The organism is Malikia sp. (assembly GCF_028687635.1).
Taxonomy (GTDB): Bacteria; Pseudomonadota; Gammaproteobacteria; order Burkholderiales; family Burkholderiaceae_C; genus Malikia.
In genome coordinates this window covers 1-14340 of the sequence record NZ_JAQTZS010000022.1, presented here as the reverse complement: position 1 = coordinate 14340, position 14340 = coordinate 1, and the positions used below count along the sequence as shown (strand labels likewise).

The following is a 14340-nucleotide window of genomic DNA, read 5'->3' as shown; positions in this document are numbered from 1 at the left end:
ACATGAGAATTCTGCTCACCGGCTGCGCCGGCTTCATCGGCATGCACGCCGCGCTGCGCCTGCTCGAGCGCGGCGACGAGGTGGTCGGCATCGACAACCTGACGCCCTATTACGACGTCCAGCTCAAGCGCGACCGCCTGGCGCAGCTGATCGGCTACCCCAACTTCCGCCTCATCGAGCAGGACCTGGCCGACCTCGCGGGCGTGCAGGCCGCCCTGGGCGACTGGAAGCCACAGCGCGTGTTGCACCTGGCCGCGCAGCCCGGCGTGCGCTACTCGATCGACCACCCGCACAGCTACGCCCAGGCCAACCTGGTCGCCTTCCTCAACGTGCTGGAGCTGTGCCGGCATTGGCAGGTCGAGCACCTGGCCTACGCCAGCAGCTCCAGCGTCTACGGCGCCAACGCCAAGCTGCCGTTCAGCGAGGACCATTCCGTGGACCACCCGGTCAGCCTCTACGCCGCGACCAAGAAGGCCAACGAGCTGATGGCGCATACCTACAGCCACCTGTACGGCATCCCGACCAGCGGCCTGCGCTTCTTCACCGTCTACGGTCCCTGGGGTCGGCCCGACATGGCGCCGTTCAAGTTCGTCAAGGCGATCTCGGAAGGCCAGGGCATCGACATCTACAACCACGGCCGCCAGATGCGCGACTTCACCTATGTCGACGACATCGTCGAGTCGACGCTGCGGGTGCTCGGCAAGCCCGCGACGGCCGATGCGGACTTCGACCGCCAGCACCCGCGCGGCTCGACCAGCTTCGCGCCCTACCGCGTCTTCAACATCGGCAACTCCGACCCGGTGCAGCTGATGGACTTCGTCAGCACGATCGAGCAGGCGGTGGGCCACGAGGCCGACAAGCGCATGCTGCCGGCGCAGCCCGGCGATGTCGAGGCGACCTACGCCGACACCAGCGCGCTGCGCGACTGGGTCGGCTTCCAGCCCGCCACGCCGCTCAAGGATGGGGTCGATCGCTTCGTGGCCTGGTACCGGGACTACTACCGCCGCGGATCTGCCGCATAATTTTCCCCATAACCGAGGAAAAAATCATGAGCAGCATAAGTGGCGTGGGCGGTGGAAGCGCCTGGATGACGCAGGACATGCGCGGGATGCACAAGATGCCGCCCCCGAACGTGACCGAGATGGCGGACAAGGTCTTCTCCCGGCTCGACAGCAGCGGAAAAGGCTATATCGACCAGGCCGACCTGCAAGCGGCGACCCAGCAGCTGACATCCGCTGCCGCGTCCCAGGATGCTTCGTCGGATGTGGGCAAGCTGTTTTCGGCGCTCGACCCCGACAGCAGCGGCCAGGTCAGCAAGCAGGAATTCAGCGACTCGCTGCAGAAGATGGCCGATCAGCTCGACCAGCAGCGGCAAAGCAGCCGGATGGAGAACGCGATCGCAGAAGCGGGTCTGGGCGGACAAGCTGGCGCGGCAGGGGCGCAAGGCATGGGTGGCGGCAGCAAACCGTCGAACGGGGTGCGGAGCTTCGAGGCCGCCGACCTCAACCAGGACGGCAAGGTCAGCGCCGAGGAGGCACGGGCCTACCAGCAGACCCAGGCCAGCCAATCGATGGAGCAGGCCGGCGGCAGCACCAGCAACCAGGCTGGAACGGCCGCCACGGACTCCAGCCTGTCGCCGGCCCAGGTGTTGATGCAGGTCAGCAGACTGTTCCAGGCCTATGTCGTCAACCACGACAGTGGCAGCCAGGCTTCCCTGTCGGTCAGCGCCTGACCCCTCCGGCGGCGGCCCGGCCTGTTATCAGCCCGTCATGTCCGCCCCGGATAATGACATCGCATCGTCACTGAAACGACACGCGATCCGACCAACGTTTTTCTCCCGGAACCACCCCATGCCCCAGCGCGCCACCAAGATCGTCGCCACCCTCGGCCCCGCCTCCAGCGACCCCGCCCTGCTCGAACAGATGATCCGTGCCGGCGTCAACGTCGTGCGGCTGAACTTCTCGCACGGCAAGGCCCAGGACCACATCGACCGCGCCGAGATGGTGCGGGCGGCGGCGCGCCGCGCCGGCGTCGAGGTCGCGATCATGGCCGACCTGCAAGGCCCCAAGATCCGGGTCGGCAAGTTCGCCGACGGCAAGGTGATGCTGGAGGACGGCGCGGCCTTCGTGCTCGACGCCGCGCGCACCGAACCGGGCGACCTCGAAGGCGTGGGCCTGGACTACAAGGACCTGCCGCGTGACGTCAAGGCCGGCGACCGGCTGCTGCTCAACGACGGCCTGATCGTGCTCGAGGTCACCCGCGTGGCTGGCGAGGCGGTGCACACCGTGGTGGTGATAGGTGGCGAGCTGTCCAACAACAAGGGCATCAACAAGCAGGGCGGCGGCCTGACCGCGCCGGCGCTGACCGGCAAGGACATGGACGACATCAAGACCGCGATGGGCCTGAAGGCCGACTATGTCGCGGTCAGCTTCCCCAAGAACGCGACCGACATGGAACTGGCGCGCCAGCTCTGCCAGGTCGCGGCGCCGGCCGGCCACAAGCCGGGCCTGATCGCCAAGATCGAGCGCGCCGAGGCCATCCCCGAGCTGGAGAACATCCTGCGCGTCTCGGACGGCATCATGGTCGCGCGCGGCGACCTGGCGGTCGAGGTCGGCAACGCCACGGTGCCGGCGCTGCAAAAGCGCATGATCAAGCTCGCGCTGGCCAACGACAAGGTCGTGATCACCGCGACCCAGATGATGGAGAGCATGATCACCAACCCGGTGCCGACCCGCGCCGAGGTCAGCGACGTCGCCAACGCCGTGCTCGACGGCACCGACGCCGTGATGCTGAGCGCCGAGACCGCCGCCGGCAAGTACCCGCTGCAGACCATCCAGGAGATGGCCAAGATCTGCCTGGCGGCGGAAAAGGCCGACAGCTACGAGCTCGAATCCGACTTCACCGGCAAGACCTTCGACCGCATCGACCACACCATCGCGATGGGCGCGCTGTTCACCGCCAGCCACCTCGGCGCCAAGGCCATCGTGGCGCTGACCGACTCGGGCTCGACCGCGCTCTGGATGAGCCGGCACAAGGTCGCGATGCCGATCTACGCCGTCACCTCCAAGCTGTCGGCACAGCGCAAGATGGCGCTCTACCGCAACGTGCGCCCGCTGCTGATGGACACCAGCGCCGACCGCGACACCGCGCTGCAGCAGGCCGAGCAGCATCTGAAGGAACGCGGCATCGTGCAAAGCGGCGATGTCTACGCCATCACCTGCGGCGAACCGATGGGCACGCCGGGCGGCACCAACATGCTCAAGATCTGCCGCGCGCAGTGATCCTCTGGCTCGCCATGCTTCAGGCGTGAACCCCCACAGCTCAAGGGCTGCTGGGGATCATTGCCCTGATGTCCTTCAGCAGCAGGAAAAGATGCAAGGAATCCGTGGCGCTGGGCTCGAATTCCCACTGCAGGTACCAGTCTCTGGCGGCCTCGTCCTTCGCATGGACCAGCAGCGCCCGGATGCCCGCGATGTCGGCCGCGCGGGCGGTCCGGATCAAGGCATCCTTGAGCAAAGCCCGGCCGAGACCGATGCCCTTGTGCCCGGCATCGACGGCGAGTCTGGCCAGCAGCATGACAGGTATCGGGTGTTGCGGCATGCCCTTGACGACCCGGGGTGCTGCAGCGCCGGGTTCGACGCTCCCCACGGCCAGGCTGTAAAAGCCGGCCACGGCACCCTCGCAGCAGGCCACATAGGTCTGTGAACTGTTGGCTTTCTGGTTGCCCAGCGCAAAGCGCCGCAGGTACTGGTTCAGGGCCGGCTGCCCGCAGTCGAAACTGTCGAGTTGATCGGAAGCCTGCAGCTTGCAGATCGGCTCGTATGCCCGCGCCATCAACCCAGCAACCCCGGCTCGCTGAGCAGCTTGTTGAGCTTGGGTTTGGCCGTCACGGGTTGATCAAGCGCGGCCTGGAACGCGTCCCACTGCTCTGGTGACAACTCGAAGCGCAGACGATCGGCCAGCATCTGGTTCGCGGCCAGGATGCCGGCGTCGAGCAGGAACTCACTGACGTTCTTGTGCGCGGCGCGAGCCGCCTCCTGCAGCAACTGCTTGACTGGAAGGGTAGCTCGAACGTCGATACGCTCGGATTTTGACAGGATGGCTGCTGGCATGACGATGACCTCTATGCTTGGTACCTTGAATCATACCGTCCGGACAATGTACTGACAAGTGATCCATACCTGGAGCTTTCGCGCCAGGCACCGTCGCCTTGGGCGTGGACAATGTCGGTCTGACTGAAGATGGCATAAGCAAGGGGTAGTGGTTTGAGCTGGATTTTGCAATGCGCCGCCTGGTGTAAACAGGTGAAGTTCCTGAACGATGAGTTGATATGGACGGAGAAACCCAGTCGCAGCACCTACCTGCAGGCGAGCAGCGCCCTCCTCGACGCGCAGAAACAGGCGATCCCCTACCTGAGCTTCAAGGGCGAATACCGGCCTGGCAAGCACGGAGACCAGATGTCCTACGGCCTGATGTATCGGCACGGGCGCGAATCCCGACGCGTCTTCATGCTTGAGGTCTATCCTGATCACGTCCGGTCACATATCGAGCCCGACAGGACCGAGATGTTCGGCCCTCACATCCATCTTGGCGATGAACGCCTGGAGCAAGTCACGCGGGAAGTCATCACCCAGATCGGGATGGCCACGGCTCAGAAGTGGGTTGAACGATTCAGGCGCCACGCTAGAATCAAGGACTACTTGAACGCCAAGTTGCTTTCGCCTGTCGGTGATGATCTTTTCAGGTGACCGAGGGATGGATACTTTGCACTGCTGCAGTGACTACTTCAAGCAGGCCGGCTGGCACTGCTCGATGCTCGGCGATGCCCACGGTAGTGGTGCGCTCTACATCAGTACGCCCATCGTGCTGAGTGGAGGCAAGCCACTGGACTTCTACGTCCAGCAACAAGGTTCCAAGGTCTTGCTGACGGACGACGGCATCACCCTGTTCGCGTTGCGCAGCCTGGGCTTTGACTTCAGCGACAAGCGCCACTGGAAGGGCTTGGAGAAAATCGCCAGGCGTCACCACTTCACGCTCAGCGACGATGGGGCCTTCCAAGCCGAGTTCGATGCCAAGCAGGACGCGGCATGGGGCAGCGAAATGCTGCTGCTCTGCGCCGAGATCCACGCCTGGGAAAAAGAACATTCGAGCCAGGGGGACATGGACTTCTCTCTGTCCGATCATGTCGAATCCATTCTCAAGAAAATGAGCCCGGACCGGGAACTGCAGCATCCCGTCACGGTAGAGGTAGGCCGCGCCCTACTGGAGTTCGACTTCAAGTGGGGAGACCTCTTCATCGATGCGATCCGCCCGAGCAATCAGGCGGTCAATGCCAGGCTGAGAAAAGGCATCCTGATGCAGCGCATCGGGGAAGACGCGAACGTCCTGTTCATCGTGGATGACCGCTTCAACGCCGAGAAGGCTCGACAAGAGCTGTCCGTTCTCGGAGGGGTTGCCCCAGCCATCGCGCTGACAGACTTCGAGCAGCGGGAAGACTACGCAGCCTGAAGTCACCTAACCCAAGAGTCCAGACTTTCAGCAGCCCGGCGCACGCTGGGGGGGGTCATTCAGTTACCGTAAAACCTGCTCAATTCTTCTCTTTCATGTTCATACCTGCTCACGCACTGTGACGGCATGACGGGAAGAACTGCAGGCCTGTTCAAGCCGTGCGGGTTCGTGCCAGAATCATGCCGCCATGCTGATCGCGCACAAAATCGCCCTCGATCCGAACAACGCGCAGGCTACCTATCTGGCCCGCGCGGCGGGCGTGGCGCGCTTCGCCTACAACTGGGCGTTGGCCGAGTGGAAGCGCCAGTACGAGGCCCACAAGCTTGATCCGACGCTGTCCAAGCCCTCCCAAGCTGCCTTGCGCCGCCAACTCAACGCCGTCAAGCGCGAGCAGTTCCCGTGGATGCTCGAAGTCACCAAGAACGCGCCGCAGATGGCGATCATCCAGCTGGGTCAGGCATTCCAGAACTTCTTTGCCGGCCGCGCCCGCTATCCGCAGTTCCGCAAGAAAGGCCGGCACGACCGCTTCAGTCTCAGCAACGACCAGTTCAGTCTCGACGACTCGCGCATCCGCATCCCCAACCTGGGCTGGGTACGGATGCGCGAGACGTTGCGTTTCGCGGGCAAGCTCCTGTCAGCCACGGTTTCCCGCGTGGCCGATCGCTGGTATGTCAGCCTTGCCGTCGATACCCAGGACGATTCACCTCTACCCCCAGCCGAGAACCAAGGCGCGGTGGGTGTGGATCTGGGTGTCAAGGCGTTGGCGACGCTCTCGACGGGAGAGACGATCCCCGGTCCCAAGCCCCACAAGGCGCTGCTGTACCGCCTGCAACGGCTGTCACGCAGCCTGTCCCGCAAGCAGAAAGGATCGGCCAATCGCAACAAGGCCAGGGCCAGGCTGGCCAAGCTCCATGCGCGCATCGCGGCGATCCGTTCCGACGCCCTGCACCAGCTCACGACGGACCTCACGCGCCGCTTCCACACCATCGGCATTGAGGACCTGAACGTGCGCGGCATGGTCCGGAACCGTCGACTGGCCCGCTCGATTGCCGACATGGGTTTCTTCGAGTTCAGGCGGCAGCTGGACTACAAGGCCGCGATGCGCGGCGGGCAGGTGGTGGTGGCGGATCGCTGGTACCCCAGCAGCAAGACCTGTTCGGGCTGCGGGCATCGACTCGACGAGCTACCACTGTCGGTGCGCAACTGGACCTGTCCTGCCTGCGGCGCTGTCCACGACCGCGACGTGAATGCGGCTGTGAATCTCAAGAACATGGCCGTGAGTTCCACGGTTTCAGCCTGTGGAGAGGAGGGCTCTGGCCGCCGTCGCAAGACGGGGGCGAAACCAGCCTCGGCGAAGCAGGAAGTCAGCTTTGTTCATGTTTGCACATGAATGAGCAAGTCTGACGGAACGGAAATCCTCGTCCTGCTGACCGACGACCCGACTGGACGGGGACAATGTGTCCCCAGACCAAAGAGAGACTCCCAACATGCCCTTCCTCGACTGGGTGAACAAGACCCAAGCCGTGACCGTGGCGGGCGCCGTGCCCTACCACCTGCTGAACTTCGAGTCCGCGCATGGCGACCCGAGCGCCGACAACCTGCTGATCCAGGGCGACAACCTGCTCGCCTTGAAGGCGCTGCTGCCGTTCTACCGGGGTCGGGTGAAATGCATCTTCATCGACCCGCCCTACAACACCCAGAGCGCGTTCGAGCATTACGACGACAAGCTGGAGCACAGCCAGTGGCTGAGCATGATGCACCCGCGCCTGGTACTGCTGCGCGAGCTGCTGGCCGAGGATGGCAGCATCTGGGTCACGATCGACGACAACGAGGCGCATTACCTCAAGGTGCTGATGGATGAGGTGTTTGGTCGACCTTGTTTCCAGACCACAATCGCCTGGCAAAGCCGCTACTCGCGGTCAAGCGACGCCACTTTCTCGATTTCGCATAACTCCATTCACGTCTACACGAAGTCGCCTGAGAAATGGCGAGCGGTTCGAAACAGACTGCCACGTAGCGCCGAACAAGCGAAGCAATACACAAACCCGGACAGCGATCCCAGGGGGCCATGGCGCGCGATTCCGTGGGATGCACCAAATCTCAGGGCAAACCTTTCGTACCCCATCGTCACCCCGTCCGGAGTCACCCGCTTTCCACCACAGGGACGTTGCTGGTCAAGAACGGAAGAGCAATGGCAAGAACTGGTGCGCCAGGGTTTGGCTTACTTTGGTCGTAACGGCAGTGGAGCTCCAGCCTTCAAACAGTATCTCGACGACGCACCGGCCATCGTCCCGAATACTTGGTGGGCACACGAAGATGCAGGACACACGGATGAGGCGAAAAAAGAACTCCTCGCACTCTTTGGCAGAGATAGCGTCTTTGCCACACCCAAGCCTGAACGCCTAATTCAACGCATTTTTCAAATAGCAACGCAACCTAGCGACATCGTCCTGGACAGTTTCCTCGGCTCCGGCACCACGGCTGCCGTCGCGCAAAAAATGGGCCGCCGCTGGATCGGCATCGAGATGGGCGAGCACGCCCGCACCCATTGCCTGCCGCGTCTGGAAAAGGTCATCGCTGGCGAGCAGGGCGGCATCTCCGAGGCGGTCGGCTGGGAGGGTGGCGGCGGCTTCCGCTTCCACACCCTCGGCGAACCCGTGTTCGACGCCGACGGCGGCATCAACCCGCAGGTCAGGTTCGGCGCGCTGGCGGGCTATCTCTGGCATTTCGAGACCGAAGAACCGGCGGCCCGCAGCTTCGACTCGCCGCTGCTGGGCGTGCATGAGGGCACGGCGGTGTTCCTGCTCTACAACGGCATCCTGGGCGACCGCAAGCCGGCCGGTGGCAACGTGCTGACCGGCCCGGTGCTGGCGCACCTCGACCAGCTGCTCGCTGCCGCGACGCCCGCCGGCCAGCCCCTGCCCGCGCGCAAGGTGGTCTACGGCGAGACGACGCGGCTGGGCGACCAGCGACTGGAGGAAGCCGGCGTCACCTTCCGCCAGATCCCCTACGACATCCGCGCGCGCTGACCAGAAACCGAGCAGGCAGAATAACGATGACCACCTTCTCGCTGAAACGCTACCAGCAGCACACGCTGGATGCGCTCGAAACCTTCTTCCGTCGCGCTCGCGTGGCGGACCATGTCGCGGCCTGGGACGAGGCCATGGCCCGCACTGGCCAGAAGACTTCCTACGACACCGCGACGATGGGCGACGTGCCGGCGGTGTGCGTGCGCATCCCGACCGGGGGCGGCAAGACCACGCTGGCCGCGCATGCCGTCGCGCGGGTCGGCCAGGCCTACGCCGACACCGACGCGCCCGTGGTGCTGTGGCTGGTGCCTTCCGACGCCATCCGCACCCAGACGCTGGCCGCGCTGCGCGTGCCGGGCAATGCCTGCCACGCCGGCCTGGCCGAGCATTTCGGCGACCGCGTGCGCATCTGCGCGCTCGACGAACTCGCGACGGTCGGCCCGCACGAGGTCGGCAGCGCGGCGGTGATCGTGGTGGCCACGATCCAGTCGTTCGCGGTGCGCGACACGACGCTGCGCAACGTCTACTCGTTCGACGAGTCGCTGGCGCCGCATTTCCAGGGCCTGACGCCGGAACAGACCGGGCATCTCGACAAGGTCACCGAGGCCGACTTGCAGAAGCAGCCCTACCTGTCAGCGTCCGACCTGGGCCGGGTCAAGCCCTCGCTGGCGAACTGGGTCGCGCTGAACCGGCCGATCCTGGTCGTGGACGAGGCACACAACAACCGCACGCATCTGGCCTTCGAGACGCTGCGCCGGCTGGCGCCGACCTGCCTGGTCGAGATGACCGCCACGCCGGTCAAGGGCAGCAACGTGATCTTCCACGTCGGTGCCCAGGAGCTGCAGCAGGAGGACATGATCAAGCTGCCCATCGTCCTGATGGAGCATCCCACCGGCTGGCAGGACGCGGTACGCGACGCCATCCTGACCCGGGATCGGCTGGAGCTGGCAGCTGCCCGGGAAAAGGACTACATCCGCCCAGTGCTGCTGTTCCAGGCCCAGGCCAAGGGTGGCGAGGTGACGGTCGAGCGGCTCATCCAGCATCTGACCAATGCCGACGGCGAGCAACTGCCGCGCGAGCAGATCGCCGTGGCGACGGGCGACCAGAAGGAGCTCGATGGTGTCAACATTGGCTCGCCGACCTGCCCGGTGCGCTATGTCGTCACCGTGGAGGCGCTCAAGGAAGGCTGGGACTGTCCCTTCGCCTACGTGCTGTGCAGCCTGCAGAACGCCCACAGCGCCAAGGACGTCGAGCAGCTGCTCGGTCGCATACTGCGCATGCCCTACGCCCGTGTCCGTCAGCAGCCGGAGCTGAACCGGGCCTACGCACACATCGTGTCGGCGAATTTCGTTCGCGTCGCCGACGAGCTGACCGACCGGCTGATCAAGAACATGGGCTTCAATGCCTACGAGGCCGCAATGGCGATCGTGCCGGCCCAGGTCGTGCTGCCGGGCACGACAGACAGCGCGGGCGCGGGTGGCTCCGGGGCCATCACCAAGCCCAAATTGCCCGAGGCCATCGTCAGCTTGCCCTCGATGCCCGCGACGACGCTGCCCGTGACACTGGCGCAGCTCGTCGAGCTGCGGCCAACGACGAACGGCGCGACCGCGATCGTGCGCGGCGAGCTGGACGACGAGGTGGCGGCTTTCCTGCTCGGCGCCTTCAGCGGCAAGGCCCAAAAAGCCGTCAGCGCAGCGATCGAGCGCGAGCGCCTCCGGCAGGACGCGGTGAAGGCGCCGGCCGCGCGCGGCGTGCCGTTCGCCAGGCTGCCGCAGATTTGCCTCGATTTCGACGGCGAGCTGCAGCCGCTGGACCGCCGACTCTGCTCGGAGCTGGGCCATTTCGACCTCTTCGCCGAGCCGGTCCGACTGGATGGCTTCCATCTGCGCGAGAGCGGCAAGTCGTACGAGATCGACGTCGACGGCGGCCAGGTCGGCTACAAGGTGGCCAAGCCCGAGCAGCTGGGCCTGAACACCGTCCCGACTCACGCCGACGAAAATGATCTCGTCCGTTGGCTGGACCGTGAATGCCGGCAACGCGACATCGTGCAGGCGGTCATGCTGAAGTGGCTGCTGGCCCTGGTGCGGCATCTGCGACGGGATCGCGGCTTCACGCTGACCGCGCTGGTCCGCGCCAGGAACCCGCTGGCCGAGGCGGTCCGTCGTGAAATGGACGCGCGCCGCCAGCGCGCCGTCGTCCACGGCTTCCAGCAGGCGCTTGCCGGTCTGACCGCGGCACCCGTGCTGGCGGACAGCTTCCGCTACCACTTCACCTTCCACCCGGATCGCTACCCGGGCCGGCCGCCGTTCTACCAGGGCAGCTACCGTTTCCAGAAGCACTACCACGGCAGCCACCGCATCCACGATCTGCGCTACCGCACCGACGGCGGCAAGCTCTCCGAGGAATTCCTGTGCGCCCGCGCGCTCGACGAGGAGCGGCGCGTCAAGCACTGGGTGCGCAACGTCGAGCGCGACGAGCGCTTCTCGTTCTGGTTTCCCACGTCAACCGACTACTTCTACCCGGACTTCGTAGCCGAACTGGACGACGGTCGCGTGCTGGCGGTGGAGTACAAGGGCAAGCATCTGCTGGGCAGCGACGACACCCGCGAGAAAGCACAGGTCGGCCAGCAATGGCAGGCCAGCAGCGGCGGGCGCTGCCTGTTCCTGCTCGCGGTGGCGCCGGATGCCGACCCGGCAGGCCGGTCGCTGGAGCAACAGCTCGAGGAAGCGATCCTGCGGCGTTGAAGTCGATCACATCCCGGGCCGCATCGGTAGAATCAAAAGATTGCCTGGCCCCGGATGCCAATGCGTTCTGGTCAGAACTGCTTCTCAAATTTCACAGGAAAAATCCCATGGCTCTCGTCTCGATGCGCGAACTGCTGGACCACGCCGCCGCCAATGGCTACGGCATCCCGGCCTTCAACGTCAACAACCTGGAACAGGTCCAGGCCGTGATGGAGGCCGCCAAGGAAACCGGCGCTCCGGTGATCCTGCAGGCCAGCGCCGGCGCGCGCAAGTACGCGGGCGAGTCCTTCATCAAGCACCTGATCCAGGCCGCCGTCGAGGCCTATCCCACCATCCCGCTGGTCATGCACCAGGACCACGGCCAGAGCCCGGCGATCTGCCAGGGCGCGATCGACCTGGGCTTTTCCTCGGTCATGATGGACGGCTCGCTGCTGGAAGACGGCAAGACCCCGGCCAGCTTCGAGTACAACGTCGACGTCACGCGCCGCGTGGTCGAGCTGGCGCACAAGCTCGGCGTGTCGGTCGAGGGCGAGCTCGGCTGCCTGGGCAACCTGGAAACCGGTGAAGCCGGCGAGGAAGACGGCATCGGCGCGGCCGGCAAGCTCGACCACAGCCAGATGCTGACCGACCCCGAGGAAGCCGCCGCCTTCGTCCAGGCGACCCAGCTCGACGCGCTGGCGATCGCGATCGGCACCAGCCACGGCGCCTACAAGTTCAGCCGCAAGCCCACCGGCGACATCCTGGCGATCTCGCGCGTGAAGGAAATCCACGCCCGCATCCCCAACACCCACCTGGTGATGCACGGCTCGTCGAGCGTGCCGCAGGACCTGCTGGCGATCATCAACCAGTACGGCGGCCAGATGAAGGAAACCTACGGCGTGCCGGTCGAGGAAATCCAGGAAGCGATCAAGTACGGCGTGCGCAAGATCAACATCGACACCGACATCCGCCTCGCGATGACCGGCGCCGTGCGCAAGTTCCTGTTCGAGAACCCGGACAAGTTCGACGCCCGCGAATGGCTCAAGCCCGCGCGCGCCGCCGCCCAGGCCCTGTGCAAGCAGCGCTTCCTCGAATTCGGCTGCGAAGGCCAGGCCGGCAAGATCAAGGGCCACAGCCTGCAGGTCGTCGCCGCCCAATACGCCGCCGGCCAGCTGGCCCAGGTGGTCAACTGAGCCAGACGCTGGAGCAGCTGCGCGCCGGCGCGCTCGCCGGTGTCAGCCGGCTCACGCTGCGCGCGGGGCTGACCGAGTTCCCGCGCGAGATCTTCGAGCTCGCCGACCAGCTCGAAATCCTGGACCTGTCGGGCAACGCGCTGACCAAGCTGCCCGATGACCTGCCGCGCCTGCACCGGCTGCGCGTGCTGTTCTGCTCGGACAACCCCTTCACCGAGCTGCCCGAGGTGCTGGGCCGCTGCGAACAACTCGAAATGGTCGGCTTCAAGTCCTGCCGGATCGAGACCGTGGCGGGTGCCGCGCTGCCGTCCCGGCTGCGCTGGCTGATCCTGACCGACAACCGGATCGAACAGCTGCCGCCCGAGATCGGCCGCTGCGACCGGCTGCAAAAGCTCGCCCTGGCCGGCAACCGGCTGCGGGCGCTGCCGTCCGAAATGGCGGCCTGCCACAACCTGGAGCTGCTGCGCATTTCGGCCAACCGCCTGGCCGAGCTGCCCGGCTGGCTGCTGGCGCTGCCCAGGCTGAGCTGGCTGGCCGGTGCCGGCAATCCCTGCTGTGCCGACGCCGAACAGGCGACGCTGGCGAACAGCCCGATCGCCGCCATCGCCTGGCAAGAACTGCAGCTGCAGCAGATCCTGGGCCAAGGGGCCTCCGGGGTGATTCACCGGGCCGAACATCGGCAGACAGACCCGGCCCGGCCGGTGGCGGTCAAGCTGTTCAAGGGCGAGATGACCAGCGACGGCCGGCCGGAATCCGAAATGGCGGCCTGCCTCGCGAGTGGCGCGCATGACCACCTGATCCCGCTGCTGGGCCGGATCGAGGCTCATCCGCAAGCCGTGCAGGGTCTGGTGATGGCGCTGGTCGGGCCGGAATTCCGCAGCCTGGCCGCTCCGCCCAGCCTGGAATCCTGCACCCGGGACATCTACCCGGCCGACAGCCGCTGGAGCCTTGGGCAGGCGCTGCAACTGGCCAGCGGCCTGGCCTCGGCGCTGGCGCATCTGCATGCCAGGGGCGTGCTGCATGGTGACTTCTACGGCCACAACATCCTGCACGACGGCAACGGCCGAGCGCTGCTGGGCGACTTCGGCGCCGCGACCCTGCTGGCCGGTGTGCCGCAGGAACTGGCCTCGGCGCTGCAGCAGCTGGAACTGCGCGCCTTCGGCTGCCTGCTCGAAGAGCTGATCGAGCGCATCGACCCCGCACAGGGCGACGATCCGCGACTGGCCGGACTGGCGGCGCTGCGCGACGCCTGCCTGGACCCGCTGCCCGCGCGTCGCCCCGGCTTGCCGGCCATCGTCGCGGCCCTGGCTCGGCTGCGCGCCAGCGGACGCTGAGTCGGCGCCACGGTCTGGCCCATCCGGTCGACCAGCCAGCGTACGACAGGCAAAAAAAAGCCCCTCAAGGGGGCTGGGAAAGCCTTCCGGCTCGCCGCCAGGGAGGTAAGCGACGGGGACGAATCCCGGACCTGAATTTACTACAAATCCTTTCCATTCGCCAGCGATCTCATTTCATTTTTTCAGGGTATTCACATTGATCATTTACGATGCAATGAAACCGGCCTGCGGGCATGGCTGAGCCAGCACGGACGCGCTGGGCTGGAAACGCAAGACTTGCGATAATCGAGCACTTTATTCTGGCACCCTTGTCCATGACCCACGCACTCCACACCTCCGCCCTCAAGTCCCTGCCCTTGCTCGCACGCGGCAAGGTGCGCGACAACTACGCCGTGGGCGACGACCGCATCCTGATGGTCGCGTCCGACCGCATCAGCGCCTTCGACGTCATCATGGGCGAGCCGATTCCCGGCAAGGGCGAGCTGCTGACCCGCCTGAGCCTGTTCTGGTTCGACCTGCTGGGCCCGAACGGCCAGAACATCTGCCCGATCCA

The 14340-nt window shown here is 65.5% G+C and carries 13 protein-coding genes; 11 read left to right on the top strand and 2 right to left on the bottom strand.

Annotated elements, in window-relative coordinates; genetic code table 11:
- Nucleotides 1-2 precede the first annotated feature (2 nt).
- From PHR85_RS11860 to pyk, 3 genes are all read left to right on the top strand, one after another.
- Nucleotides 3-1022, top strand: coding sequence for an NAD-dependent epimerase (locus PHR85_RS11860; protein ID WP_300054546.1), 1020 nt, complete (start codon nt 3-5; stop codon nt 1020-1022).
- Nucleotides 1023-1048: 26 nt separating this feature from the next.
- Nucleotides 1049-1732: an EF-hand domain-containing protein gene (locus tag PHR85_RS11855; RefSeq protein WP_300054544.1), complete on the top strand. Its 684-nt coding sequence runs from the start codon at nt 1049-1051 to the stop codon at nt 1730-1732.
- Between the two features lie 118 nt (nt 1733-1850).
- Nucleotides 1851-3281 carry a pyruvate kinase gene (gene pyk / locus PHR85_RS11850; RefSeq protein ID WP_300054542.1) on the top strand — a complete coding sequence of 477 codons (1431 nt, stop codon included), beginning with the start codon at nt 1851-1853 and terminating at the stop codon, nt 3279-3281.
- 40 nt (nt 3282-3321) lie between these two features.
- Here pyk and PHR85_RS11845 read toward each other — a convergent pair whose 3' ends face one another.
- Both PHR85_RS11845 and PHR85_RS11840 read right to left on the bottom strand, forming a co-directional pair.
- Nucleotides 3322-3834, bottom strand: a complete 513-nt coding sequence (locus PHR85_RS11845; protein ID WP_300054540.1) for a GNAT family N-acetyltransferase — start codon at nt 3832-3834, stop codon at nt 3322-3324.
- Complete coding sequence (locus PHR85_RS11840; protein WP_300054538.1) at nt 3834-4112, bottom strand: DUF1778 domain-containing protein; 279 nt, start codon at nt 4110-4112, stop codon at nt 3834-3836. Before PHR85_RS11840 ends, PHR85_RS11845 begins: the two co-directional genes overlap by 1 nt.
- 192 nt (nt 4113-4304) lie before the next feature.
- On the opposite strand from PHR85_RS11840, the gene PHR85_RS11835 reads away from it, so the two are divergent.
- From PHR85_RS11835 to PHR85_RS11800, 8 genes are all read left to right on the top strand, one after another.
- A complete protein-coding gene (locus PHR85_RS11835) occupies nt 4305-4748 on the top strand; it encodes a hypothetical protein (protein WP_300054537.1) in 444 nt (147 codons plus the stop codon).
- Nucleotides 4749-4755: 7 nt separating this feature from the next.
- Nucleotides 4756-5508: a DUF1828 domain-containing protein gene (locus PHR85_RS11830; protein WP_300054536.1), complete on the top strand. Its 753-nt coding sequence runs from the start codon at nt 4756-4758 to the stop codon at nt 5506-5508.
- Between the two features lie 187 nt (nt 5509-5695).
- Nucleotides 5696-6898 (top strand): RNA-guided endonuclease TnpB family protein, encoded by a 1203-nt coding sequence (locus PHR85_RS11825; protein WP_300054534.1) that lies wholly within the window; start codon nt 5696-5698, stop codon nt 6896-6898.
- Nucleotides 6899-6995: 97 nt separating this feature from the next.
- On the top strand, nt 6996-8537 hold the full coding sequence (locus PHR85_RS11820; RefSeq protein WP_300054533.1) for a site-specific DNA-methyltransferase: 1542 nt from the start codon (nt 6996-6998) through the stop codon (nt 8535-8537).
- Nucleotides 8538-8563: 26 nt separating this feature from the next.
- On the top strand, nt 8564-11281 hold the full coding sequence (locus PHR85_RS11815; RefSeq protein WP_300054532.1) for a DEAD/DEAH box helicase family protein: 2718 nt from the start codon (nt 8564-8566) through the stop codon (nt 11279-11281).
- A 107-nt stretch (nt 11282-11388) separates the two neighbouring features.
- The gene (gene fba / locus PHR85_RS11810) at nt 11389-12453 is read left to right on the top strand and encodes a class II fructose-bisphosphate aldolase (protein WP_300054530.1); all 1065 of its coding nucleotides are present in this window, start codon (nt 11389-11391) and stop codon (nt 12451-12453) included.
- The gene (locus PHR85_RS11805; protein ID WP_300054589.1) at nt 12450-13787 is read left to right on the top strand and encodes a leucine-rich repeat-containing protein kinase family protein; all 1338 of its coding nucleotides are present in this window, start codon (nt 12450-12452) and stop codon (nt 13785-13787) included. The genes fba and PHR85_RS11805 overlap by 4 nt, the downstream gene beginning before the upstream one ends.
- A gap of 314 nt (nt 13788-14101) precedes the next feature.
- A partial coding sequence (locus PHR85_RS11800) for a phosphoribosylaminoimidazolesuccinocarboxamide synthase (protein WP_300054529.1) occupies nt 14102-14340 on the top strand: 239 nt, incomplete at its 3' end.